This is a genomic window from Streptomyces sp. NPDC092952, from assembly GCF_044754785.1.
Classification (GTDB): domain Bacteria; phylum Actinomycetota; class Actinomycetes; order Streptomycetales; family Streptomycetaceae; genus Streptomyces.
Genome location: NZ_JBIVPT010000021.1, coordinates 39,240 through 64,849 on the forward strand (window position 1 = coordinate 39,240; position 25,610 = coordinate 64,849).

Sequence of the window (25,610 nt, forward strand, 5' to 3'; positions counted from 1 at the left end):
GGGAAGAGGTGGTGCGGGAGCGCCGGACGGGCCCGGGAGCGGGGGCCTCGTCCGGCGGGACGGGCGCCCGGTTCAGGGGGCGGACCGCAGCGAGTCCGTCACGAAGTCGACGAGCCGGCCGACCGTCAGGGCGATGATCTCGTCGAGCTCCAGATCGGCGATGAACAGGGCCACGTTGACCCGCTCGCCGTAGTGCTCGCGGAGCGAACCGGCCAGGGTGACCAGGTCGATGCTCTCCAGTTCGAGGTCGTCGTGGAACCGGGTGTCCCGGTCGATCCCGATGTCGTCCAGCCCCTCCTCGGCCAGCAGTTCGCGGAGCATGCCCGCGATGTCGTCGAGGGTCCTCGCGCGCAGTTCGTCCGCCGGGCCGGTGGCCGTCGCGGCGGCCCCGATCGCCTCGGTCGCTTCAGTGGTCATCCTGGGCTCCTGTCGTTCCGTCGTCCGCCGTCCAGGCGACGACGTACCGCCGCCCGTCCGGCTCCCGTGCGCCGCCGGTCAGCTCGGCGCTGTTCACCTCGTACGCCACGCCCCCGGCCACGACGCTCAGCCGGTCGGGGGCCGCGGACACCACCCGGAAGTCGGCGGGGCGGCCCCGCAGCCCGGTCCCGAGCCGTTTGGAGACCGCCTCCTTGGCCGTCCAGAACCGGGTGAACCAGACCGCCGCGCCCTCCTCGCCCGCCGCCACGAGACCGTCGAGCAGGGCCAGTTCGGCCGGTTCGCAGGAGGCCGTCATCGTCTCCCGCGAGCGGTCGGCGACCTCCTCGACATCGATCCCGCAGGGGCCCCGGCGGGCGATGGCCACCCCGGTCTCCCCGCAGTGCGCGAGCGAGACGGCCAGGCCCTCGCCCAGTTCGCGGCCGTGCACCCCGCGCACCAGCGGCCGGCCGGACGCGGCGTTGTGCACGGCCACCTCCGCCGGGTAGACGTCGCCCGCGCCCTCCCGCCACAGCAGGGTGCGCACCGCGTCCTTGGCGGCGATCCGGCCGAGCAGCCAGCGACGGCGGACCATCGGCTTCAGCCCGTCGTACACCTCGCGTTCCGCGCCGCCGAGCATGTTGCGCATCACCAGTTCGCGGGTGGCCAGATCGGGCCAGCGCTCCCGCACCGCGAGCCAGCCGCCGGGGTGCCGCTCGGAGAGGGTGTTGCGGCCGGGGAAGCGGTCCACCGCGCGCATCGTCGCGTCGTTGTCGAAGCGCCGGTCCTGCCAGCCGGTGAACTCGGCCCACACCCGGCCCTCGTGGCTGAGCCGCATGTCGGCGGTGAGCGTCGAACCGGTCACTTCGGTGATCCGGATCGCGCAGGTGAGCCGGGTGCCGGGGGCGGGGTGCGGGCCGAAGAAGCGGATGCGCTCCATGGCCACGGGGAAGACCGTGGTGCGTTCGTCGAGCTTCGACATGATCCAGTAGCCGAGCAGCTGGCCGACGTTGTCCAGCAGCGCGCCGGGCGCCTCGGGGGTGGTCAGCACGCCCCGTACGTAGTGGTCGGCCTCGGCCGTCAGTTCGCTCACCCCCTGGAAGCGGGGGCCGTGGAACATCCACCGGTCCGTGTACAGCTGCTCCGCGCGCAGCTCGGGGCGCTGTTCCGCGGCCGGGTCGACGGGCCACACCGGCGGGGCGTCGGGGTAGCGCGGCGCCAGTTCGACGACGGCCCGGGAGTAGCCGGTCAGGGCGACCTCCACCCGGTCCGGGGCCACGTCCCGCACCTCCACCGGCACCCGCACCGAGGGGATCGCGGCGATCCACTTCAGCAGCCGTACGTCGTGCACGGCGACGGCGCGCGTCCCGGGGCGGGCCCGCTCGGCGAACTCCATGAGGTGGGTGACGACCGTGGTGGCGGGCACCACGGGCCAGCGGTCCCCCTCGTCGGGCCAGCCGGGACGCTGCCGGAAGAAGCAGTGGTCCAGCAGGTACGGCATCGTGGCCACGTCCACCCGCAGCTCCCGCTCCGCCCCGGGCGGCCGGACCGCCGGGGCCGGAACTGCCGGACCCACCGGACTCGCCGGACTCGCCGGACGGACCGGCCGGGCGGCGGGGGAGCGGCGGGCGAGGCCGCGGGCGCCGACGAGCTCCCTGGCCGCCGACGCGGTGGCGTCGAGCAGCGCGGACAGCTCGGCGCTCAGCGGATCGCGCGCCGCACCGGGGACCGGCGCCGGGGCCGCCGGCGCGGACGTCCGGGCCAGCAGCCCGTGCTCCCGCGCGGGCAGGGACACCAGCGCCCCGCCGAGGTCCAGCCGCACCCCCGGGCGGGCGGTGCGTTCCGCCTCCCGGGCGGCGGGTACGGCCGGTTCGGCGGCGCCCGGGGTGAGCAGCGGGGCGACATCGGGGGCGGCGCCCTCCACCCACAGCGCGGTCACCACCCGGCGCAGTTGCGCCAGGCTGTCATGGGCCGAGGAGTGCGCGGAGACCACCAGCCGGTCCTGCCCGGCGAGGGTGTCGTCGATCAACGAACCGAGCTGGCCCGCCCCGAGCTGCACGAAAGCCCGGAACCCGGCCGCGTGGAGCGCGAGGACCGTCTCCCGGAAGCGGACGGGCTCCAGCAGATGGCGGACGAACAGCTCACGCACCGCGTCCGCACCGGCCGGGAAGGGCGCGGCGGTGGTCGCGGACCAGACCGGGGTGGTCTGCGGGTGCAGCGAGTAGCGCTCGGCGGCCTCCCGGATCGGCCCCAGGTACGGCGCGAGCAGCGGGGTGTGGAACCCGGAACGGAACGGCAGCACCTGGCAGACGACCCCCTGGGAGCGGAAGTGGTGCACCAGGGCGGCCACCTCCTCCTCGGGGCCGCAGATCATCGACTGGCGCGGCGCGTTGTCGTGCGAGAGCACGACGTCCTCGCGGTCCCCGAGCTCCGCCAGCACCCGGTCGGCGGGCAGGCCCAGCACCCCGAAGGCGACCCCGGGCACCCGCAGCGCGTCCGGGTCGAAGGCGGAGAGGAACGCGTCGACCTCGTCGGCGGCGTGGATGCCGCCGCAGGCCATCGCCGTCCACTCGCCCACGCTGTGCCCGGCGACGGCGTCCGGCTCCACACCCACCCGGCGCAGCGCGGTGTCCAGCAGCCGGCCGAGCTGGAAGACGGCGGCGCCGTGCCGCCCCACGTCGCCGACCCGGGCGTCGGAGCCCGGGGACCACGGCAGCGCGAAGCGGGTGGCCAACTCCTCGACGCGCGGCGTGAATTCGGCCTCCAGGCCGGGGAAGACGAAGGCGGTCCGCCCGCCGCCCGCCCCCAGGACCGGGCGCGGTGTGAACCACACGTCGCTGCGGCCCCGCCACGGCATCCCCTTGGCCACGGCCCTGCGGGCCAGCTTCAGCCGGCGTTCGGTCGGGTCGACGATGCCGAGGCGCACCGGACCGCCGCCCGGCGCCTTCTCGTCCCGGCCCGCGGCCAGGACCGAGGCGTCGTCACCGGCGAGCAGTGCGGCCAGCCCGTCGACCGTTCCGGCGGCCAGCCGCAGCACCCGCTCCGGCTCGCTCACCGTCACCCGGGGCACCGCCCGGGGCACGGCCGTGGGCGGCTGCTCCAGCACCACATGGGCGTTGATCCCGCCGAACCCGAAGGCGTTCACCCCCACCCGGCGCGGCGCGCCGCCCACCGGATCCGGCCAGGGCCGCGCCTGGGCCAGCGGGGCGAACCGGGTGTCCGCGAGTGCCGGATGCGGGTCCTCGCAGTGCAGCGTCGGCGGGAGCACCCCGTGGTGCACGGCCAGAGCCGCCTTGATCAGCCCGGCGATCCCGGCGGCCGGCATGGTGTGCCCGATCATCGACTTCACCGAGCCGATCGCCGCCCGGCCGTCCTCCCCGGCCGGGCCGAACACCTCGGCGAGCGTGGCGAGTTCGGCCCCGTCGCCGGCCGGGGTGGCGGTGCCGTGCGCCTCCAGCAGACCGATCGAGCCGGCGGCCCTGGGGTCGAGCCCGGCGGCCTGCCACGCCTGGCGCACCGCACGGACCTGCCCGCCCGGATCCGGGGCGAGCAGGCTCGCCGAACGGCCGTCCGCCGCCACCCCGGTGCCGGTGACCACGGCGTAGACCCGGTCCCCGTCCCGTTCGGCGTCGGCGAGCCGCTTCAGGACGACCACCCCGGTGCCCTCGCCGATCAGCACCCCGTCCGCGCCCCGGTGGAAGGGGCGGATGCGCTCGGAGGGGGAGAGCGCCCCGAGCTGGTTGAAGACGCTCCACAGGGTGATGTCGTGACAGTGGTGCACCCCGCCCGCCAGCATCAGGTCGCAGCGCCCCGAGGCCAGTTCGCGCACGGCGTGGTCGACCGCGATCAGCGAGGACGCGCAGGCAGCGTCGACCGTGTACGCGGGTCCGCGCAGGTCGAGCCGGTTGGCGACCCGGGAGGCCACCAGATTGGGCACCAGCCCGATCGCGGACTCCGGCCGCTCGGGTCCGAGCTGTTCGGTGAACGCCGCCCGGACCCGCTCCAGCTCCTCCTCGCCGAGGTGCGGGGCCAGCTCGCCCAGCGTCCGCACCAACTGGTTCGCGGTACGCACCCGCTGGTCCAGCCGGACCAGGCCGGGCGTCAGATAGCCGCCCCGGCCCAGCACGATCCCGGCCCGCTCCCGCGCGGACGGCAGCACACCGTCGCCCCCCGCGTCCTGGAGCGAGCGGTACGCCACCTCCAGCGCGATCAGCTGGTCCGGCTCGGTCCCCGCCACCGACGACGGCATGATCCCGAACCGGGCCACGTCGAACTCGGCCGTCCGGTCCACGAACCCGCCGCGCCGGCAGTAGATCCGGTCGCTGCGCCGGTCGCCGCCGGTGGCGCCCGGCGCGTAGAACCCGGCGTCCCAGCCGTCGTCCGGCACCTCGGTGATGGCGTCCACCCCGCCGACGATGTTGTGCCAGTACGTGTCCAGGTCCCCGGCGCCCGGCAGGAAGACGTCCATGCCGACGACGGCGACCGGGGTCTGTGCGGTCACGCCGGTCACCAGCCCGACGCGGTGTAGACCGCGGCGTACGTCCCGGCCGGTCCCCAGGCCAGTTCCCGCAGCAGGCTCAGCGGGCCCTCCTCCGGGTCGATCAGCTTGATGCCCCGGTTCGCGTACGAGCGCATCAGCTCGGGGGTCACCATGCCGCCGCCGGTCTCCGCCGCGGCCCAGGGCCCCCAGTGCACGGTGAGCCCGCGCCGTCCGGGCCGGGTCCAGCGGCGGCCCAGCTCCTCCAGGGCGTCGTTGGCGGTGGCGTAGTCGCTCTGGCCGCGGTTGCCCAGCGCCGCCGCGATGCTGCCGAAGAGCACCGCGAACCGCGGCCCGGAGGGCAGCGAGTCCACCGCGTCCAGCACCGCCCGTGCCCCCTGGACCTTGGTGGCGAGGACCCGGGCGAAGGAGTCGGCGGTCTTCTCCGCGATGAGCCGGTCCTCGATGACCCCGGCCGCGTACACGACCCCGTCCAGGCGGCCGTACTCCCGGTGCGCCTCCTTCACCGCCGTGTTCACGGCCTCGGTGTCCAGCACGTCCACGCAGTGGTAGCGGGCCTCGCTGCCCAGCTCCGCCAGCTCCCGCAGGGTGGCGCGCACCTCGCGGGCCGCCAGCAGGGCGTTGAGCCGGCGCTCGATCTCGGCCGGCCGGGTCAGCCCCGCCGCCAGCAGCGCCCGGCGCAGCGCGTCACGGCCCCGCGCCCCTGCCGTCGCCGGGTCCTCGGTCTCCGGCGGGACCGGGGTGCGGCCCATCAGGACCAGCCGGCAGCGGCTCGCGGCGGCCAGCGTCCGGGCGAACCGGGCGGTGATGCCGCGCGCGCCGCCGACCAGCAGCACCACGGCGTCCCGGTCGAGACCGGCGGCCTCCGCCTCCGCCACCCCGTCCCCGGCCGGGCCCGCACCGGTCTCGGCGAGCGCGCCCAACCCGGTCGGGGTCAGCCGCAGCGCCCGCCGGACGGTGCCGTCGGTGAGCACGACCGGCTCCCGGTCGGTGGCCGCCGCCTCGGTGAGCAGGGCCCCGGCGACGTCCCCGGCACCGGCGTCCGCCGCCACCTCCAGCAGGGTCGCGGCGCACTCGGGGTACTCGCGGGCGACCGTGCGGAAGAAGCCGCGCAGCCCGGTCACCGCACCGGTCTCCCGCCGCTCCACCGCGACCAGCCGGGCCGGGGCCGCCGCGAGCAGCTTCTGGAACAGCGGCAGCGCCTCGGGCAGCGGCGGTGCGTCGGCGTCCAGGGCGCCCAGGTAGAACACGGTGCCGGGGAGGTCGTCGGGTACGTCGTCGGCGGTGACCGGGTCGGCGCCCGCGGCCCGCAGCCGGTCCGCCAGCGCCTCGGCGGCCTTACCACCGCCGAGCAGCAGCACCCGGCTCCCGGCCGGGAGCGCGGCGGCCACCCCGGGCAGCTCCTCCTCGGTGAACTCCAGCCGGACGGGGGCGACGATCTCCGGTTCGACGGCCTCGCTCTCCGCCTCCGGCGCGTCCGGCGCGTCCGGTGCGGCGGCCCCGGGCTCCGGGGAGCCGTCGCCGAGCGCCTCGACGAGGAGGTCGGTGAGGGCGGCGGCGGTGCGGGCCGCGCTGAGCCGGTCCAGCCCCTCCGGGGTGTCGGTGGGCAGGCCGAGCCGGCCGGCCAGTTCGCCGGCGATCTCGGCGCGCTTGATGGAGTCGACGCTGAGGTCGGCCTCCAGGTCGAGTCCGGGCTCGATCATGTCGACCGGGTAGCCGGTGCGGTCGGCGACGACGTCGAGGACGGCGGCGAGCACCCCCGCCCGGTCGGTGGCGGGCGCCTCGGGCACGGCGGGAACAGTGACGGGGACGGGGGCGGCCGGCAGCGCGGGCGGCTCGTAGACCGCCGCCGGGGCGTACACCGGTGTGCCCGGCACTGACAGGGGCGCCGGAGGACCGCCCTCCGGGCCGCCCAGGTAGCGCAGCAGTACGTCGCGCTGGGCGGCGACCATCTCCCGGCTGCTGCGGAGGAACTCCGCGATCAGGGCGTCGGGTCCGGACGGGGAACCGCTGGGGTGGGGATGCTCCGGCACGACCGACTCCGATATCTGGGTGGGGGGATGGAGGGCGCCCGACGGGATGGTGCCGTCGGCGCGGCGCAGCAGATGGCCGTCGACCGTCCACCCCGCCGCGCGCGGCGCGGTCGCGGTCTCCGGGTCGACGGCGGAGCGGCCCTGGACGAGCCGGGCGAGGCGGACGTCGACGCCGAGGACGGCGAGCCGGGCCAGCGCGTCGAGCAGTCCGCGCAATCCGCCCCGGTGGTCGGCCGCCAGTGGGACGGTGCGGTGCGGGCGGCCCTTGAGGATCGCGCCCACCAGCCGCGACATCGTGCGGCCGGGGCCGATCTCGGCGAAGACCCGGGCGCCCGCCGCGTACATGGCCTCGATCTGTTCGGTGAACCGGACCGGCGACTCGATCTGGGCGGCCAGCGACGCGCGGATCTCCCCGGGCGTGTCCGGGTAGCGGTCGGCGGTCCGGTTCGCCCACACGTCGAAGGCGGGCGGACGCACCTCGACCCCGGCCAGCCGTCCGGCGAAGGTATCGCCCGCACCGGACAGCAGCGGACTGTGGAAGGCGCAGGCCACCTGGAGCCGCACGACCGGAAGACCGGCGTCCCGCAACGCGGTGCAGGCCGCCTCCACCGACGCGGTCGGCCCCGAGACGACGGTCTGCTCCGGCGCGTTGTGATTGGCGGTGACGACGTCGCCGTCGTGGCCGGTCAGCCGCAGCACCTCCGCGACCCGCTCGGCGGAGGCCTTCACGGCGGCCATCGCCCCCGGGTCGCCGCCGTCGACCGCGCCGAGGATCGCCGAGGCACGGGCGGCGCTCACCGCCGGCAGGTCCTCCGGCGCGAACACCCCGGCGGCGCCCAGCGCGGCCAGCTCGCCGTAGCTGTGCCCGGCCGCCATCGCGGGCCGTACCCCCAGCCCGCCGAGCAGCTCGGCCGCGGCCAGTTCCACGATGCCCAGCGCGGGCTGTGCCACCGCCGTGTCGGTGAGCCGGGCCAGCTGCCCGGCCTTCGTCTCCGCGTCGAAGGCGGCGGGCGGGTGCAGCACCCCGGCCCACCGCGCGCCGAGATGCAGATGGCGGTGGAGCTCGGGGAAGGCGACGAAGAGGTCCGCGAGCATGCCCGGCTTCTGGCTGCCCTGCCCCGGGAAGAGGAACGCCAGCGCCTCGGCGGGAACCTCCCCGGTCTCCCCGTACAGGCCCTCCCGCTCCCGTTCGGCGCCGAACACGCCGTCACCGGGGGCGTGTTCACCGGCGGCCGCCCGCTCCAGCAGACCGGGCAGCGCCCCGAGCGACTCGGCCACCACCGCGTAGTGGACGGGCTCCCCGTTCAGCGCGGCCCGGTCGGCGCGGTGCGCGGCGTGCCGGGCGTAGTCCCGCAGCCGCCAGGGCCCGCCCCGCTCCAGCAGGTCGAGCAGCCGCCGTACGGAGCGGCCGGCCGCCCCCGCGTCCGCGCCGCGGAAGACGAACAGCTCGGCGGGCCAGCGCTCCAGGGCGTGCGGCGCCGGGGTCTGCTCGTGGGCCCGCATCACCACATGGAAGTTGGTGCCGCCGAAGCCGAAGGCGCTGACCCCGGCGACCCGCCGGTCCGGCTCCACCGGCCACGGACTCGCCTCGGTGTGGAAGACGAACGGGCTGGTCTCCTCGGACCAGGCCGCGTTCGGTTCGCGGACGTGCAGCGTCGGCGGCCTGATCCCGTGGTGCAGGGCGAGCGCCGTCTTGATCAGACCGGCCATGCCCGCCGCGCACTTGGTGTGTCCGATCTGCGATTTGACCGATCCGATCGCACAACTCCCGGGCGCCGCACCCGATTCGGTGAACACCTCGGTGAGCGTGGCGAGTTCGGTGCGGTCGCCGACGACGGTCCCGGTGCCGTGCGCCTCGACGAGGCCGACCTCGGCGGGGGAGACGCCCGCGCCCGCGTACGCCCGCTCCAGCGCGGCGCGCTGGCCCTCGGGACGGGGCGCGGTCAGCCCCAGTGCCCGGCCGTCGCTCGCGCTTCCCACCCCGTCGATGACGGCGTAGATCCGGTCGCCGTCGCGCTCCGCGTCGGCGAGCCGCTTCAGCGCCACGCAGCCCACGCCCTCGCCGAGCGCGATCCCGTCCGCGCCGCTGTCGAAGGTGGCCGAGCGGCCGGAGGGGGAGAGCGCGTGCACCGAGGAGAACAGCAGGTAGTCGTTGATGCCGTTGTGCAGATCGGCGCCGCCGCACAGCACCAGGTCGCTGGTGCCGGTGACCAGCTCCTTGCAGGCCGCGTCCACCGCGGTCAGCGAGGAGGCGCAGGCCGCGTCCACCGTGTAGTTGGCGCCGCCCAGGTCGAGCCGGTTGGCGATCCGGCCCGCGATGACGTTGGCCAGCATCCCCGGGAAGGAGTCCTCGGTCAGCCGGGGCAGCTGCTCGTCGAGACCGGCCGGGATGCTCCCGATGTACGAGGGCAGCACCGTGCGCAGCGCCGTCGCGTTGGACAGGTCGCTGCCCGCCTCCGCCCCGAAGATCACCGAGGTGCGCCGGTGGTCGGTGCCCGGCGCGTCGTACCCGGCGTCCGCCAGCGTGCGGCGGGCCGCCTCCAGCGCCAGCAGCTGCACCGGCTCGATGCTGGCGAGCGAGGCCGGCGGGATGCCGTACGCCAGCGGGTCGAAGGGGATCTCGGGCAGGAAGCCGCCCCAGCGGGACGGGGTGCGCTCCCCGTCGCCGTCCGGCGCGTAGTACAGCCCCGGGTCCCAGCGGTCCGCCGGAACCTCCGTCACGCAGTCCTTCCCGGACAGCACGTTGGCCCAGAACTCGGAGAGGTCGGCCGCGCCCGGGAACATCCCGGCCATCCCGACCACCGCGATCCGCAGCGGCGCGGACTCCTCGGCGGGCGCCGCCGGAGCGGGGGCGCGCTCCCGCAGCAGCCGGGCGGCGCCCTCGGTCACCGAGGAGTGCAGCGCCGCCACCCCGGTCGGGCCGTGCCGCAGCACCACCACCTCGCCGGCCATGAACATGCCTTCGTGCGCCTGGCGTTCCTCGCCCACCGTCAGCAGCTCGTCGCCGACCCGCTCGATGCCCTTGGACGCCAGCCGGAGCCGGCCGACGTTGAACCGCTCCAGCCGCTCCCACGCCTCCCGGTCGGGCACCCCGCGCTCGCGCAGCTCGTCCCTGAGGGCCGCGAAGTCGCGGGTGATCGCGGAGTGCGCGCACCGGGTGGCGTGCCCGGGGGCGGTCTCCAGCAGATCGGTGCGGTCCGCCGCGATCACCTGGCGCTGGTACAGCGGCTGGATCGCCCCGGCGGCCACGGCCTCCTCGGTGAACAGGTACGCCGTGCCCATCAGTACGCCGAAGCCCACCCCGGCCCGGGTCAGCGGGGCGGCCAGCGCCGCCGCCATCGCCGCCGACCGCTCGTCGTGGACGCCGCCCGCGAGGAGCACGGTCAGCTCGTCGGCGCCCCGGCCGCCCGACTCGGCCAGGAAGTCGAGCAGCACCTCGGTCTGCGCCTGCCAGAGCGGGAAGCTGCCGCGCGGTCCCACATGGCCGCCGCACTCCGAACCCTCGAAGACGAACCGGCGCGCCCCGGCGGCCAGGAACTGCCGCAGCAGGCCGGGCGACGGCACGTGCAGGAAGGTGGTGATGCCCTCGGCCTCCAGGGCGGCGGCCTGCGCGGGCCTTCCGCCCGCGATGATCGCGTGCGAGGGCCGCAGCTCGCGGACCACCTCCAGCTGGGCCTCCTTCACCGCGTCGTCCGCGAAGCCCAGGATGCCGACGCCCCAGGCGCTCCCCCCGAGCAGCGCCCGGGTCTCCTCCAGCATCGCGCGGGTGCGTTCGGGCCCCGCCAGCGCCAGCGCCAGGAACGGCAGCCCGCCCTCGGCGGCGACGGCGGCGGCGAACGCGGGCCGGTCGCTGACCCGGGTCATCGGCCCCTGGGCTATGGGCAGGGCGGTGCCGAGCGTCCGGGCCCCGGCGGAGCCCGCCGCCAGCGCCTCGCCGGCCGCGCCGTCGGCCAGCGCCCCGGCCACGGCGCCCCGTACCGCGCGCAGCGCCCGGGAGACGTCCGGGTACCGCCGGGCGAACGAACCGGCCAGGTAGACGTCCTGCCCGGCGGGGAGGAACTGGGTGCCCGGGTCGTCCCCGCCGATCCGGGCGGTGAACTCCTCGGCGTCCCCGGGGAGCGCGGGCGCGGCCGGACCCCGGCGGCGCAGCACCCGGTGGCCGTGGTGGACGACGGTCTCGGAGCCGTCGAGCCCGCGCAGGGCCTCGGCGGTCCCGGCGGCCACCTGGGCCTCGTCGAACAGCGCCAGCTGGGTGTCGAGGACCACTCCGGCGGCGCCGCCCGCGACGGCCGCCGCCGCGCTGTACGGGCCGATGCCGCCCGCGGCCCACACGGGCAGGTCCAGTGCCTCGTCGGCCAGGATCTGCTGGAGGAGGATGAACGTGCTCAGTTCGCCGACCCGGCCGCCGCTCTCGTGACCGCGTGCCACCAGGCCGTGCGCCCCGTCCCGGGCCGCGGTGCGGGCCTCGGCGAGGGAGATGACCTCCACCAGGACCCGGCGGCCGGGGAAGTCGGCGGGGCGGCGGGCGGAATCGGCCAGCAGGACGGTCCCGGCGCGCCCGGGGAGCGACCCGGGGCCGTCGTCGTCCGGCAGTACGCAGCCGGGGCGGATCCGTACGCCGAACGGTGCCCGGGTCCACCGGTCCGTACGGGCCAGTAACTCCTCGGCCCCGCGCGCGTCCCCCGTGGGCAGCTCCAGCACTCCGAGAGCGCCCGCCCGGGCCGCCGCGGCGGTCAGCCGGGGGGAGGGGCGATGGAGCGGATTGACCGCGATGACCAGGTCCGGCGCCGAGGGCAGAGCGGGTGCGCCGGGTAACGGCATCGGCATGAAGTCCCCCGATTCAAGGGTCCGTTGGGCGTGATCTGCGGTAGTTAACTGGTGCGGGATCAGCGGGGTCAACAGGTCGTGATGTCCTCTCCCGGCCAAGGTGTCTACGCGCGTTAAGCGGGTGTGAACCGCAAAGACCCCGAGGCGCGGCAATGCGGACTTCCTCACGTGGGTGTGCACCGGCCGTCACCTGCAAGTCATGGTCATGACACGTGTAGGACATGCGTGTGTCCGGCATGAAACATGCGGTGTGTCGAAGGTCACAGCAACCCGAAAGGGCTTTCCGTCTCCAGGTGCCCCCGACGCGCGGCACGGAGGCCGGGCCGGGGCCCCTCCCGCACGGCCCGCACGGGCGCCCGGCCCAGCCGATGCCCGATTCGTCCCCCGCCCCTACGGTGGGGGAATGGCCATGACCCAGGTGTGGCGGCCGGGCGGACCGGCCCGGGGCCTCGCGGCGGACGCGATGCGCGCGGTGGTGCTGTTCGTGCTGTCCGTCGTGGCGGCCTCGGTCAATCCGCACCAGCGCACCTTCGAGATGCGCTGGTCCACGGTGCTCGTGGCGGCGATCGGCTGCGCCGCGCTCGTCTGGCGGCGCCGTCACCCGGTCGGCGTCCTCGCCGTCACCACCGGCTGCGGCGTGCTCTTCCAGCTGCTCGGGGTCCGCGACAGCCCGCTGGTGGCCGGCCCGGTCCTGGTCTCCGTCTACACCGTGGCGGTGCGCACCGACCGGCGTACCGCGTGGACGGCGGCCGCCGGCTCGGCCGCCGTCCTGGTGGGCGCCTCCACGATGGGCGCCGCGGGATCATGGCTGGAACCCGACACCCTCGCGATGGTGGCCTGGACCGCGCTGCCGGCCGCCGTGGGGGAGGGCGTGCGCTCGCGCCGCGCCTACGTACTGGCCGTCGAGGAACGGGCGGAACACGCGGAACGCACCCGTGAGCAGGAGGCGCGGCAGCGGGTGGCCGCCGAACGGGTCCGCATCGCCCGCGAACTGCACGACATCGTCGCGCACCACATCGCCCTGATCAACGCCCAGGCGGGCGTCGCCGTGCACCTGGTGGACCAACGGCCGGAACAGATCCTCACCGCACTGGAGCACATCCGCGACACCAGCCGCTCCGCCCTGGACGAACTGCGGGTGACCGTGGGGCTGCTGCGGCAGTCCGACGACCCGGTCGCCCCCCGCGCCCCCATGCCGGGCCTGGCCCAGGTGCCCGCCCTGCTCGCCTCCTTCGAACGTGCCGGGCTGTCCGTCAGCCACACCCGGCACGGCGACGCCGGCCCCCTGGACCCGGCCGTCGACCTCGCCGCGTTCCGCATCGTCCAGGAATCCCTGACCAATGTGCGCAAGCACGCCGGCGCCGACCGCGCCCGGCTCTGCCTGCACTACCACCGCGAACGCCTTACGATCACCGTCGAGGACGACGGGTCCGACGGACCGCGCCGTCCGCATCCGGGCGCCGGTCACGGACTGATCGGCATGCGCGAACGGGCCGCCGCCATCGGCGGCCGACTGCGCGCGGGACCACGCCCCGAGGGCGGATTCACGGTGACGGCCGAACTGCCGCTGCGCCCCGGCCGCTCCCGCCCCGGACCGGCACGGGACCAGAGGGACGGGCATGACGATCCGCGTACTGCTTGCCGATGACCAGGCCCTGCTGCGGGGCACCTTCAGGATGCTGTTCGACGCCACGGAGGACATGGAGACCGTGGGCGAGGCGTCCGACGGCCGCGAGGCGGTCGCACTGGCCGCCGCCGAGCGCCCGGACGTCGTCCTCATGGACATCCGCATGCCCGAGATGGACGGTCTGGAGGCCACCCGGCTGATCACCGAGGCGGACGGCACGGCCGGGGTCAAGGTGCTCGTCCTGACCACCTTCGAGGACGACGAGCACGTCGCCGAGGCGCTGCGCGCGGGCGCCAGCGGATTCCTCGGCAAGGGGGCCCGGCCGGAGGAGCTGCTGGACGCCGTCCGTACGGTCGCGAGCGGCGAGGCCCTGCTGTCGCCGACCGCGACCCGGGCCCTGATCACCCGGTTCCTGGCCCAGCCGGACCCCTGCCCGGTCGGGGTGCACGAGCGGCTGGCCTGCCTGACGCCGAGGGAACGCGATGTCACGGCGCTGGCCGCGCTGGGCCTGTCCAACGAGGAGATCGCCGACCGCCTGTTCGTCAGTCCGCTGACCGCGAAGACGCATGTCAACCGGGCGATGACCAAGCTGGCGGCCCGGGACCGCGCCCAGCTCGTGGTCGTCGCCTACCAGTGCGGGCTGGTCAGCCCGGCGGCCTGAGAGCCCGCCGGGCGACCTCTGACCGGGCGGACGCCCATCGATCGAAGGTCACCCCGACGGGCTCTGAGAGCCCGCCGGGCGCCGGGCCGCGGACCCGGCAGTACACCGGCGGACCGGATACCGCAGCCGTGGTAGGCGCGAATCACTGTGTGCGGACGATGTGTCCGGACCCCTCGCCGGGGGATGGTGGGGCCATGAACGGAGGTTTCGCCATGACCGGAGCCCGCTGCCTGACCGAGACGTCCGGCAAGAAGCCCCTTGCCGAGGAATGCCGCACGATCCGTGAACAGCTGGCCGCCAACGCACCCGAGACCCTCGCCCCCGACGAGGCCCGCGCCGTGGCCGCCCACCTGGCGGCCTGCCCCGCCTGCCGGACGGCGTACGGCCGCCCCGCGCAGGTCCCGGCCCATCTGGCCCTGCTGCGCGAGGCCCTCGCCCACGGCCAGGGACCGGGCCGGGGGGACGCCCCCTCGGAGCGGCGCGGCGCGGAGCGCGCCGCGACCCGGCAGATCACACTCTCCCAGTGGGTCAGCAAGACCACCTCGTACGCGTCCGCCGGCTGAGCGGACCCGCGCGCCCGCCCGGCGGACCCGTCGGGGTCCGGGGGCGGGCGCGGGGCGGTCAGCCGGCGGTGAGCACGCGCCAGTCGCGCGAGCCGATGTCGGCCGGTGTGCCGTCGAGGACCCGGGCGGTACGTGTCGCGGGGTCCAGGGCGACCGTCGCCAGGCTGGCCCAGCGCTGCCCGAGCGGCTTGTCCGGGTCCGGCAGGCAGGTCACCGCGGGCTCGCCCTCGCCCGTCACCAGCACGGCGGCGAGCTCCTCGGGCGTCGCGGCCGGTGCCCGGTCGAGGCGGGCGCGGACGAAGTCGTACCGCTCGCCCGAGTCCGGCTGGTAGAGCCAGGTCTTCTCGTCCTTCGCGGGGGCCGGGGTCAGGAAGTGGTTGGTCCGTACGAGCGTGCCGCCCCGGGCCTCCACCGGGAACACCCCGGCCGGGCTGAGATCGAGCAGCACCGCGTCCACCCCGTCGAACAGGGCGAACGAGCCCGAGGACGCCAGCGGGGCGGAGCGCACCAGCTCGACCGCCTCGGCGACACTGCCCGCCTCCTCCAGCACGATCGCCGCGAGGACGTGCACGGGGACGCCGCCGACACCGTCGCGGACATGCCCGAGGATGTTGAAGTGCAGGGCGAGCCCGGCGCTGTTGACCCCGATCTTGCCGAGGATGCCGTCCTCGGTGAGACCGACGAAGGCGTGGCGCCCGCCGCGGATCTCCTGGGTGTGCCAGGCACCGCTCAGCTCCACGTGCCAGTCCCAGGTCTGGACGCCGAAGGTGCGCGCCGGGCCGTCGGCCCCGGTGGTCCGGCGGACGAGCGTGGTGCACTCGCCGGGCGGCACGGTCGCGCTGCGGGCCAGGATCTCGGTGCGCGCGTTGAGGGCGGCGACGCGCCAGAGGTCGGTGCCGGAGCCGTGGGCGATGCCCTCGATCTCGGCACGGGCCCCGGGGCGGAACCGGCCGATGTCGTCGAGGGCCCGCTCGGCGTCCCCGCGCACCGTGGCGGGGGAGATCCCGCCGAGCGCGAAGAGCCGGTCGTACGTGTCGATCGCGGCGGGCAGAGCGTCGCGCAGCTGCTCGCCCCGGGCGACGCCCCGGGCGCGCGGGTCGGCGCCGGCGGCCTCGACATGGCGGCGGTGTGCGGGGCGGGGGATCGGCGTCGTGGTCACGACTGTCCTTTCACGGTGTGCGGGTGGAGCTGTACGGCACCGCCGACGACCGTCGCGAGTACGGGGTTGCCGGGCTGTGCCTCGGGGGCCAGACGGAGCGGGTCGGCCGCGAACACGGTGAGGTCGGCGAGGCAGCCGGGCGCGATCCGCCCCAGCTCGTCCCCGGCCCCGGCGGCGTACGCGGCGGCGGCGGTCATCGCCGTGTACGCCTCGCGGGCGGTGACGGCCTGGCCGGGCTGGACGGGCGCGGCGTCGGACTCCTCGACCGGGCGGCGTAGCTGGCAGTCGGCCAGGCCGACGCGCGGATCGCCGGGGCCGATGGGCCAGTCGGAGCCGAGCGCGACGACGGCGCCGTGGTCCAGCAGGTCGCGGGTGCGCCAGCCGTGGGCGGCGCGCTCGGGGCCGATCCGCCGCGACCAGTTGTCGCTGCCGTCCGCGCGGGTGTGCCGGGTGCCGTGCACGGGCTGGAGGCTCGCGACGACGTCGAGCGCGGCGAACCGGTCCAGCAGGTCGTCCGGGACGGATTCGAGGTGCTCGATGCGGTGCGGGGCGCGACCCGCCGGGCCGACCTCCTCGATGACGTCGAGGGCGAAACGGACGGCCCGGTCACCGATCGCGTGGGTGGCGGTCGGGATGCCGCGCTCGGTGAAGAAGCGCATCGCCGCCCGGTACGCCTCGGTGTCGCGCCACAGCGGCTCGCGGTTCTCGCCGTGGATGTCGGGCTGCTCGAACCAGGCCGTGCCGTTGTCGGCGGTCCCGTCGAGCATGAACTTGGCGCCCTCGACGTGCCAGCGCCGCCCGCGCAGGCCCTGGAGTCCGGCGACCTCCTGCCAGACCTCGGGCGGCGAGTCGGCCGGGACCAGCGGCGAGCAGCGGATGCGCAGCGGCAGCTCGCCGTGGTCCTCCAGGTACCGGTACACCTCCTCGGAGGGGTCGGAGAAGTCGAGCGCGTGCAGCCCGGTCAGCCCGCCGCGCGCGAGCTGTTCGAGCTGCTCGCGGACGTAACCGGCGGCCGTCTCCACCGGTACCTCGGGGTAGTGCGCGAAGACCAGGTCCATCGCCTGGAGCTCGACCACGTAGCCGGTGGGGCGGCCGTCCGGGCCGACCTCGACACAGGAGGCGTCGGTGAAGGTCTCCTCGCCGGTCAGCCCGGCCAGCTCCACCGCCCGGGGGCTCACCACCAGCGCGTGTGCGTCGCTGGTCATCAGCGAGATCGGCCGGCCGGGGAAGCGCTCCTCGAACACGGAGCCCTCCGGTTCGCCGTCGAAGACGTTCACATCGAGGTCGTACCCGCTGATCCACTCGTCCGCCGCTACGGTCCCCACCGCCCCGGCCAGGCGGTCGAACACCGCCTCCAGGGTGGCGGCGCCGGACAGGTCCACCCCGCTGCCGATGGAGATCGACCCCCACACGGGGTGGGCGTGGATGTCGGTGAGGCCGGGCAGGACGGTGGCGCCCGGGAAGTCGTGGACGACCGTCCCGGGGCCCCGGAGCCCGTCGATCTCCGCCGCGGTGCCGACCGCGGCGATCCGGCCGTCGGCGATCGCGACGGCGTCGGCGTCGGCGGAGGCGTCCACGGCCTCCCCGGCCAGGTGTTCGATGTGCTGGGCGTACACGATGACGTCGGCGTACACAGGGGTTCCTTCGGGTCTTGCGGAGGGTGAGGGGCGGCTTTCCCGCCCGGTCCGGCGCGCGGACCGGGCGCGGGTCAGCCGCGCGGGATGCTGCCGAGGGCGCGGGCGGCCGCCCAGTAGACGGCGGCGGCGGTGATCATCCCGGCCGGGATCGCCAGGTCGACATCGCCCAGCGCCCCGGCGATCGGGCCGATCCAGAAGCTGGTGTTCACCCACAGCGCGGAGACGACGCCCCCGGTCACGATGGCGAGGAACCCGGCCCGGTGGAAGCCGCCGCGGTACCAGAACGGGCCGCCGCGCCGCTGTTCCATGAGGTCCGCCCCGCTGTAGCGGTTGCGCCGCAGCAGCAGGTCGCACACCGCCACCGCCATGGCCGGTCCGGTCACCACGACCACCAGCTGGAGCATGGTCTGGACGCTGGTCAGGAAGTCGAAGACGAGGATGGCGTACAGCGTCATGACGGTGCCGAGGACCCCGATGATCAGGACCGCGGGGACACGTGCGAGGCGCACGCCGACCGACTGGATGGAGAGGCTGGCGCTGTAGGCCGTCATGCCGTTGTTCGTCATGGTGTTGACGACGACCGCGATGACGAAGACGGGGATGAACCAGCCCGGCAGGATGCTCTCCAGCGCGGCTTCCGGCTCGCTCATGTCGAGGGTGGTCGCCGCCAGCGCGCCGACCATCGTGAAGACGGTGCTCGGCAGGTACGCGCCCAGCGCCGTCCATCCGGCGACGGCGAACGGGCTGCTGTCGCGCGGCAGGTAACGGGCGAGGTCCGGGCTGTTGCTGTACGAGAGCGGCGTGGAGGCGATGAGGGTGAAGCCGGTGGCCAGCGCCACCGCGAGCGCGCCGCCCTTGAGCGGTTCGGCCGGGGCGTAGGACCAGTCGGTGTGGGCGAGCACGTACCCCGTGACCACGAAGAACACCACGGTCAGCAGCACGCTCAGGGCGGTGTAGAGGCGGACGATCGTGGCGTATCCGAAGATCGCGATCAGCAGCGTGCCACCGGCGATCAGGCAGATGACCGTGGCGTCGACGGCCGTGTTGTCCGGCAGGCCGAACCGGCCCGCGAGGCCGATCCCGGCGACCGAGGCGGCCGACCAGTTCAGCGCGAGGTAGGCGGCGGCGATCAGCCAGCCGGTCACCACCAGCACCACCTTGTTGCCGACGATCCCGTAGAACGCCCGGCTGATCACCGATCCGCTCGTCCCGGCGACCGGTCCGCTCGCCGCGAGGATGCCGGTACAGATCCACAGCAGGTTCCCGGCCGCGATCACACCGAGGGCCTGGGGGAGGGTGAGGCCCATGAGGATCAGCGCCGCGCCGACGACGAAGCTCAGATAGCTGACGTTGGGCGCCGCCCAGACGGCGAACAGCTGACGCGGCCGACCGCCGCGCTCGTCCTCCGGGACCAGGTCGATGCCCCTGGTCTCGACGTGTCCCGCGCGCTCGGAGCCGGGTTCGTCCAGGGGGCTCGCGGAGGAGCCGGTTTGTGTCGTCGTCATCGAGGACCTCTCGCGTTCCGCCGGCCGTGGTCCTTTATTGGGCAACTGGCCAACTGCATGTTGGTCACACATCCAATAGCGTGTCCCCCATGACGTCAAGACCCCGGCCGGCAAGAGTTCGCAAACAGCCCGGCGAGCGCCGCGCGGAGATCCTGCGGACCGCGGCGGCCATCGCCCTGGAGGAGGGGCTGGAGCGCGTGACGCTCCGCCGCGTCGCGGACGACCTGGGCGTCCGCCCCGGACTCATCGGCCACTACTTCCCGGCCGCGGACCGGCTGGTGAGCGAGGCGTTCTCGCACGCGGCGACGGAGGAGCGCGAGGGGCTGCTGCCGCTCGCCGAGCGCGGACTGCCAGCCGACGTACGGCTCGCGCGCTTCCTCGTCCGCCTCGCCGACGGCGCCTACCGCGACCTCAGCCGGCTCTGGCTCAACGCCCGGCACGCCAGCAGGTTCCGCCCCGGCCTGCGCGAGGCGGTGCGCGCCGAGGAGTCCGCGACCCGCGACGCCCTCGCCGGGCTCATCGAGGACGGCCGGAGCGCCGGGCTCTTCACCACCGACGACGCGCTCGGCGCGGCCCTGCACATCCTGGTCACCGTCGACGGCCTCGGCGTGTACGCGAACGACGACGCGCAGCTGGACCACCCGGTGCTGGAGGACATGGCCATCGCGACGGCCGAACGCCTCCTCGGCCTCGCCCCCGCCACCCTCCGCGCCCGGGTCTGACGCGGCCCGGGCGCGGACGCCGGTCCCCCCGGGGGCCGCGGGACAGCCCTTAGACTCCGCGAATGGCGAAATACTTCGATGTGCACCCCGAGAACCCCCAGCGGCGCACCATCAGCACCGTGGCCGACAGCATCCGCTCCGGCGCGCTCGTCGCGTACCCGACGGATTCCTGCTACGCCCTCGGGTGCCGGATCGGCAGCCGGGACGGCATCGGCCGCATCCGGTCGATCCGGCAGCTCGACGACCGCCACCACTTCACGCTCGTCTGCCAGAACTTCGCGCAGCTCGGCCAGTTCGTGCAGATCGACAACGACGTGTTCCGGGCCATCAAGGCGGCGACCCCGGGCAGTTACACCTTCATCCTCCCCGCGACCAAGGAGGTGCCGCGCCAGCTGCTGCACCCGAAGAAGAAGACCGTCGGCGTGCGGATCCCCGACCACGTCGTGGCCCAGGCCCTCCTCGCCGAACTCGGCGAGCCGCTGCTCTCCAGCACGCTGCTCCTGCCCGACGAGGACGAGCCGATGACCCAGGGCTGGGAGATCAAGGAGCGGCTCGACCACGTGGTGGACGCCGTGGTCGACTCCGGCGACTGCGGCACCGAGCCCACCACGGTCGTCGACTTCTCCGGCGGCGGGCCGGAGATCGTCCGCCGGGGCGCGGGCGACGTCACCCGCTTCGAGTAGCGGCGCGGCCCGGGGCGCCGCCGCCCCGGGAGGCGCTGACCGCCCGCACGGCCGGCCGCGAGGAGCACATCGGGGCAAACCCTCGCCCGGAAGGTGCGTGACCATCGTCCGACACATTCGGTATACCATTTTCGTGTCGTCGGACGAGGAGGGGCCCGTTGTCGCGCGAGGAACCGGTGGAGGCACCACCGAAAGCGGGGAGACCGCGGGCGGCGCGGGCCGGGCAGGCGGTCGCCTCGCTCCGCGGCAGCCCGGGATTCCGGCTGCTGTGGGTCTCGAACCTGTTCTTCTACGGCGGGGCCTGGACCCAGACCATGGTGCTGGGCTGGCTGGTCTTCGACACCACCGACTCCGAGTTCCTGCTCGCCGTGTTCACCGCCGTACGGCTCGCCCCCATGCTCCTCGGCCCCTTCGCCGGAGTGCTCTCCGACCGGTACGACCGGGTCCGGCTGCTCATGATCGCCTGCCTGTGGGCGCTGTGCGCCGTCGTCGTCGTGGCGGCCATGGCGTCCGCGGGCCAGGTGTCGTACGGGGCGCTGGTCGCCGGGGGACTGGCGATCGGCCTGGCCCAGTCCCCGTCCCAGCCCGCGCGCGGCTCGCTCGTCCTCGATCTCGTCGGACGGGAGAACCTCAGCAACGCCAACGCCCTGAACGCGCTGGCGATGAACATGACGCAGGTCGTCGGCCCGGCGATCGGCGGGGCGATGATCAGCGCCTTCGGCGCGCCCGCCGCCCTGTGGATCTCCACGACCTGGTACGCGGTCTCCCTGCTGGCGCTCTGGCCGCTGCGCGGCGCCGGCCGGGCCGAGCAGGGCCGTCCGGAGCCGGTGCTCGGGATGCTCGTCAGCGGGTTCCGCACCGTCCTGACCAGTCGGCTCACCGCCGCCGTCCTGTTCGTCACCCTGGCGGCCAACGTTCTGCTGTGGCCCGTCTACCAGGGGTTCATGCCGGTCTTCGCGAAGGACGCCCTGGGGCTGGACGCCGCCGGGCTGGGCTGGCTCCTGACCTGCAGCGGCCTGGGCGGTCTGGTGGGCTCGCTGGTCATCGCGATGCTCGGCGACTTCACCTTCAAGGGCGGCCTGTTCGTGCTCGGCACGGCGGCCTGGGGCGCCCTGTGGTCCCTGTTCGCGCTGTCCCGGAGCGTGCCGCTCTCGTTCGCCCTGATGGCCTGCATCGGCCTGATGAGCGCCTCGTTCGGGGTGCTCCAGACCACCCTGCTGCTGATGACGACCGCGCCCGAGGTGCGCGGCCGGGCCCTCGGCCTCCAGGAGCTCGCCATCGGCGTCATGCCGGTCGCCTCACTGGGACTCGGGGCGGCCGCCGAGCTGGTCGGGGTCCAGGCCACCGCGTTCCTCAGCGGACTCCTGCTGGTCGTCGTGCTGCTGACCCTCGCGGCCAGGGTCCCGCAACTGGTCCGGTACAGCGGGGTGGACGCCTCCTGAGGCGTCGTCGGCCCGACAGGGCGACGACCCGGTCGACGGGGCCGGCGAGACGGTCCGCGGAGAGACCCTGCGGCGCATCGGCGGCTACGGGCGCGGTCCCGGGGCGCTTGAGGGAGGTCTTGAGGGAAGTGCGGAGGGTCACGCCGACGGGCTACGGGGCGCGGGTGGGGCGGGGAGGGCCGCCGGTCCCGCGCTCCCCCGGTCGTGGAGTGCGGGACCGGCGGTGACCCGAGAGGGTCAGACCCGCAGTTCGCCGTCCCGGACCACCACGCGGCCGCCGGCGAGCACCAGTTGGCGGCGCGGTGCGCGGACCAGCGCGTCCTGGACGTTCTCGGCGTCCAGCAGCACGATGTCCGCCCGCGCCCCCGCCACGAGGTCGTGGGCCGCGCGGTGGACGAAGCCCGCCGCGCGGGTGGTGGCCAGCTCCACCGCGTGGGCCAGCTCCTCATCCGTGCGCAGGCCGTGCAGCCGGGCGAAGCCGAGCGCGACGCGGAGGATGTCGCCGTCACCGTACGGCGACCACAGGTCCCGGATCCCGTCGGTGCCGAGGCCGATCGGGACACCGTGCTCCCGCATCCCCCGCCAGGGCAGCGGCGCGGTGCGGACCGGGGCCACGGTCGCCCAGGAGACGCCGGCCTCCGCGCAGGCCTCGACCAGGCGCAGCTGCCGGTCGGCCGGGAGCTCGCCCAGGGCGAAGCCGTGCGAGACCGTCACCCTGCCGCGCAGCCCGGTGCGCAGGGTGCGGTCGATGATGAGCTCGAACTGGAAGGCGCCGAGCTCGCCCCGGTCGTGCAGATGGATGTCGAGCCCCACCCCGCGCCGCTCGGCGATGGAGAACAGGCCGTCGAGCTGTGCCACCGGGTCGCGGTCGATCGAGGCCGGGTCGAGCCCGCCGATCGAGGTCGCCCCCGCCGCCGCGGCCCGGTCCAGGAGATCCAGTACGCCGGGGCGGCGCACCACACCGTCCTGCGGGAAGGCCACGATCTCCACCTCGACCGCGCCGTCGAGCGCGGCCACCGCCTCGCGGACCACCTCGATCCCGCGCAGCCCGACGCCGAGGTCCACGTCCACATGGCTGCGCACCGCCGTCGTGCCGTGCCGGAGGAACTCGCGTAGGACGGCCGTGGTCGAGTCCGTGCTTGGGATACCGAGTGCGTCGCGTTCGGCGCGTTCGTGGGAGATGCGCCCCTGGGTCGTGGCCTCGCCGCCGTAGGACACCCAGGGCTGCCCCCACCAGCTCTTGTCGACATGGGCGTGCGCGTTGATGAAGCCGGGCAGGGCCAGGAGGCCGCCTCCGTCGAGGTGGTCGCCGTCCTCGGGGGCCGTGCCGGCGGGCAGTACGGAGCGGATCTCGCCGCCGGACACCACGATGTCCGCGGGCGCCCCGCCCCAGGGACGGACGTTCGTCAGAATCACATCAGCCATGACCGGATGGTATGCCAAAGGGTGGTGCGTCAGCCGTTCCGGCGGGTCAGCGCGAGCGGAAGGGTGGCGAGCGAGAGCGCGGCGGTGACCAGAAGGGCGACGGAGAAGGAGGTGCCCGTCGCGAGGAACCCGACGAGGAGGGCGCCCAGCCCCGTCCCGCCGTCGAAGCCGATGTTCCACACCGCGCTCGCCACCCCGCTGGACCGGGGGTCGACGGCGGCGAAGGAGTCCACCAGGGTCAGGTTCTGGAGTCCGCCGTAGCAGACGCCGACCAGGGCCGTCCCGGTCAGCAGCGGCACCACCCGGGTCTCTCCCGGTGTGGCCACCGCCCAGGCGGTCAGCGCGAGCCCGACGGCGGTGGCGGCCACCAGTGGCCAGAGGAACGGCCGGGTGCCGTACCGGTCGGCAGCCGCCCCGAACCGCCAGCGCGCGACGGCCGCCGTCCCGGTCAGCAGCAACAGCGCGGCCAGCGTCGCGGCGGGGTCGTCGCTCATCTGCGGGGCGAAGGTGATCAGGGCGCCCCCGGCCGTCGTGGCCCCGAGCAGGAGCAGCATCGGGCGCAACAGCGGCAGGTACGTGGTGCGCGCGACGGCGGCCCGGTCCTGCGGGCGGTCGGTCCCGGCCGGGCGCCCGTCCAGCCGGCGGGTCAGCCGCAGCGCGGGCACCACCCCCAGCAGAGGCAGCGCCCCGACCGCGAACACGGCCGTGAACCCGATGTTCTCCGCGGCCCACGGGGCGGTCGAGACCAGGATGAACTGCGGTCCCGCGATGGCCAGTCCGTACGCCCCGACCGCCTTCCCGCGCCGCTCCGGCCCGACGAGTTCGGCGACGGCGGTGGCGCCGCAGACCGTGAGCACCCCGAAGCCGAGCCCCCGTACCGCGGCCAGGGCCAGCACCGCGCCCAGCCCGGTGGCCGACGGGTGCGCGAGCGAGGGGGCGCCGAGCAGGACCGCCCCGGCGACCAGGGTGGCCCGCCAGCCCAGACGCCGGATCGTGGCCGGGACCAGGGTCTGCGCGCACACGGTGCACAGCATCAGGACCGCGTTGACCGAACCGGCCCCGGCGGTGTCCGCGCCGCCGCGCACCGCCCAGAGCGGCGCGGTGGGCAGCAGTACCGCGAAACCCGAGAACCCGGCGGCCGTCAGGAGCAGCAGGGCGGGCATGCCCGGCGCCTTCCACACCGACACCGGTGTGTGCGCGATGCTGTTCGTCGGGGCGTTGTTCACTGGCCGGGCCTCCATGTCGCCGTCGCCGGACCGGCATGCGGTGAGGTGGGGGGCCGCGGCGTGAACGGCCATGGAATCATGAATGGTATACCGAATATCGCAGGACTGTGAGCCTGGAAGAACAAGTACGGAGAGTGGCTATGAGCACGGAGAACGGGACGGGTGCGGAAGGCGTCGTGGAGCCGGTCACGGAGACGGACCGGACCTTCCTCCGCCGCTGCGTCGAGCTCGCCCGCGAGGCGCTCGACGCCGGTGACGAGCCGTTCGGCTCGCTGCTCGTGGACGGGCACGGCACGGTCCGGTTCGAGGACCGCAACCGGGTCAAGGACGGCGACGCCACCCGGCACCCGGAGTTCGAGATCGCCCGCTGGGCCGCCGAGAACCTCTCGCCCGAGGAGCGGCGGACGAGCGTCGTCTACACCTCGGGCGAGCACTGCCCGATGTGCAGCGCGGCCCACGCCTGGGTCGGCCTGGGCCGCATCGTGTACGCGTCGGGCTGCGGGCAGCTGGTCGCCTGGCGGCAGGGCTGGGGCTTCGACGCGGGACCGGTCGCGGCGCTGCCGGTGCACGTCGTCGCCCCCGGCGTACCGGTCTCGGGCCCCGACCCGGTGCTCGCCGAGGAGGTCCGGGCCCTGCACGCCCGGATGCTGGGCGTGGCCTGAGGGCCGCCGGAGCATCCCCGTACGGCCCGCCGAAACGCCGTCGCCGCCCCCGGAAGCCGAAAAGCTCCTGGGGGCGGCGACGGAAACGGAAGGGATCAGGACTGGGCGTCCTCGGCCCGGGCCGCTCGGGCCGCGTGCTTCTTCTTGATGCGCACGGCCTCCTTGCGGACCTCGGCCTGGGTGGTGCGCTCCTGGCGGAGCCACTCCGGGTCCTCCTGCTTGAGCGCGTCGATCTGCTCGGTGGTGAGCGCCTCGGTGACCCCGCCGCGGGCGAGGCCCGAGATGGAGACGCCGAGCTTGGCGGCGACGACCGGCCGGGGGTGCGGGCCGTTGCGTCGCAGCTCGCGCAGCCACTCGGGCGGATCGGCCTGGAGCGCGTTGAACTCGGTGCGCGAGACGACACCCTCCTGGAACTCGGCGGGGGTGGCCTCTAGGTACACACCCAGCTTCTTCGCCGCGGTCGCGGGCTTCATCGTCTGGGCGGTCTTGTGCGACGTCATGCGTACCAGGGTATCGAGCATGTGCA

16 protein-coding genes are annotated in these 25,610 nt (G+C 75.0%); 7 read left to right on the top strand and 9 right to left on the bottom strand.

Annotated features, from left to right (window positions below; genetic code table 11):
• Positions 1-72: 72 nt before the first annotated feature.
• The 3 genes from ACIQGQ_RS32175 to ACIQGQ_RS32185 are packed head-to-tail and all read right to left on the bottom strand — an operon-like array spanning position 73 to position 11,772.
• Positions 73-417 carry an acyl carrier protein gene (locus ACIQGQ_RS32175; protein WP_402402600.1) on the bottom strand — a complete coding sequence of 115 codons (345 nt, stop codon included), beginning with the start codon at positions 415-417 and terminating at the stop codon, positions 73-75.
• Entirely contained in the window at positions 407-4,924 is a 4,518-nt protein-coding gene (locus ACIQGQ_RS32180; protein ID WP_402402603.1) for a beta-ketoacyl synthase N-terminal-like domain-containing protein, read from the bottom strand. The genes ACIQGQ_RS32175 and ACIQGQ_RS32180 overlap by 11 nt, the downstream gene beginning before the upstream one ends.
• Positions 4,921-11,772, bottom strand: coding sequence for an SDR family NAD(P)-dependent oxidoreductase (locus ACIQGQ_RS32185; protein WP_402402606.1), 6,852 nt, complete (start codon positions 11,770-11,772; stop codon positions 4,921-4,923). The genes ACIQGQ_RS32180 and ACIQGQ_RS32185 overlap by 4 nt, the downstream gene beginning before the upstream one ends.
• Before the next feature lie 403 nt (positions 11,773-12,175).
• On the opposite strand from ACIQGQ_RS32185, the gene ACIQGQ_RS32190 reads away from it, so the two are divergent.
• From ACIQGQ_RS32190 to ACIQGQ_RS32200, 3 genes are all read left to right on the top strand, one after another.
• Complete coding sequence (locus tag ACIQGQ_RS32190) at positions 12,176-13,420, top strand: sensor histidine kinase (RefSeq protein ID WP_402402608.1); 1,245 nt, start codon at positions 12,176-12,178, stop codon at positions 13,418-13,420.
• Positions 13,392-14,060 (top strand): response regulator, encoded by a 669-nt coding sequence (locus ACIQGQ_RS32195; protein WP_402402611.1) that lies wholly within the window; start codon positions 13,392-13,394, stop codon positions 14,058-14,060. Before ACIQGQ_RS32190 ends, ACIQGQ_RS32195 begins: the two co-directional genes overlap by 29 nt.
• A 212-nt stretch (positions 14,061-14,272) precedes the next feature.
• Complete coding sequence (locus ACIQGQ_RS32200) at positions 14,273-14,623, top strand: zf-HC2 domain-containing protein (RefSeq protein ID WP_402402614.1); 351 nt, start codon at positions 14,273-14,275, stop codon at positions 14,621-14,623.
• A 58-nt stretch (positions 14,624-14,681) separates the two neighbouring features.
• Here ACIQGQ_RS32200 and ACIQGQ_RS32205 read toward each other — a convergent pair whose 3' ends face one another.
• The 3 genes from ACIQGQ_RS32205 to ACIQGQ_RS32215 all read right to left on the bottom strand — a co-directional run bounded on the left by ACIQGQ_RS32205 (position 14,682) and on the right by ACIQGQ_RS32215 (position 18,924).
• Positions 14,682-15,782, bottom strand: coding sequence for a C45 family autoproteolytic acyltransferase/hydolase (locus tag ACIQGQ_RS32205; RefSeq protein ID WP_402402616.1), 1,101 nt, complete (start codon positions 15,780-15,782; stop codon positions 14,682-14,684).
• Positions 15,779-17,416: an amidohydrolase gene (locus tag ACIQGQ_RS32210; RefSeq protein ID WP_402402618.1), complete on the bottom strand. Its 1,638-nt coding sequence runs from the start codon at positions 17,414-17,416 to the stop codon at positions 15,779-15,781. Before ACIQGQ_RS32210 ends, ACIQGQ_RS32205 begins: the two co-directional genes overlap by 4 nt.
• Before the next feature lie 74 nt (positions 17,417-17,490).
• Positions 17,491-18,924 (bottom strand): purine-cytosine permease family protein, encoded by a 1,434-nt coding sequence (locus tag ACIQGQ_RS32215; RefSeq protein ID WP_402402621.1) that lies wholly within the window; start codon positions 18,922-18,924, stop codon positions 17,491-17,493.
• A gap of 89 nt (positions 18,925-19,013) precedes the next feature.
• Here ACIQGQ_RS32215 and ACIQGQ_RS32220 point away from each other — a divergent pair, with 89 nt between their 5' ends.
• The 3 genes from ACIQGQ_RS32220 (at position 19,014) to ACIQGQ_RS32230 (ending at position 21,771) form a co-directional block, all read left to right on the top strand.
• Positions 19,014-19,646 carry a TetR/AcrR family transcriptional regulator gene (locus tag ACIQGQ_RS32220; RefSeq protein ID WP_402402624.1) on the top strand — a complete coding sequence of 211 codons (633 nt, stop codon included), beginning with the start codon at positions 19,014-19,016 and terminating at the stop codon, positions 19,644-19,646.
• Between the two features lie 62 nt (positions 19,647-19,708).
• Complete coding sequence (locus tag ACIQGQ_RS32225) at positions 19,709-20,329, top strand: L-threonylcarbamoyladenylate synthase (RefSeq protein ID WP_402402627.1); 621 nt, start codon at positions 19,709-19,711, stop codon at positions 20,327-20,329.
• A 158-nt stretch (positions 20,330-20,487) separates the two neighbouring features.
• Positions 20,488-21,771 carry an MFS transporter gene (locus ACIQGQ_RS32230; protein WP_402402630.1) on the top strand — a complete coding sequence of 428 codons (1,284 nt, stop codon included), beginning with the start codon at positions 20,488-20,490 and terminating at the stop codon, positions 21,769-21,771.
• Between the two features lie 237 nt (positions 21,772-22,008).
• Here ACIQGQ_RS32230 and ACIQGQ_RS32235 read toward each other — a convergent pair whose 3' ends face one another.
• On the bottom strand, positions 22,009-23,196 hold the full coding sequence (locus ACIQGQ_RS32235) for an amidohydrolase (protein ID WP_402402633.1): 1,188 nt from the start codon (positions 23,194-23,196) through the stop codon (positions 22,009-22,011).
• 29 nt (positions 23,197-23,225) lie between these two features.
• Complete coding sequence (locus ACIQGQ_RS32240) at positions 23,226-24,494, bottom strand: MFS transporter (protein ID WP_402402636.1); 1,269 nt, start codon at positions 24,492-24,494, stop codon at positions 23,226-23,228.
• A gap of 68 nt (positions 24,495-24,562) precedes the next feature.
• Here ACIQGQ_RS32240 and ACIQGQ_RS32245 point away from each other — a divergent pair, with 68 nt between their 5' ends.
• Complete coding sequence (locus ACIQGQ_RS32245) at positions 24,563-25,084, top strand: nucleoside deaminase (protein ID WP_402402638.1); 522 nt, start codon at positions 24,563-24,565, stop codon at positions 25,082-25,084.
• 95 nt (positions 25,085-25,179) lie between these two features.
• Here the strand turns inward: ACIQGQ_RS32245 and ACIQGQ_RS32250 are convergent, their stop codons facing one another.
• Positions 25,180-25,584, bottom strand: coding sequence for a DUF5997 family protein (locus ACIQGQ_RS32250; protein ID WP_402402641.1), 405 nt, complete (start codon positions 25,582-25,584; stop codon positions 25,180-25,182).
• Positions 25,585-25,610 lie beyond the last annotated feature (26 nt).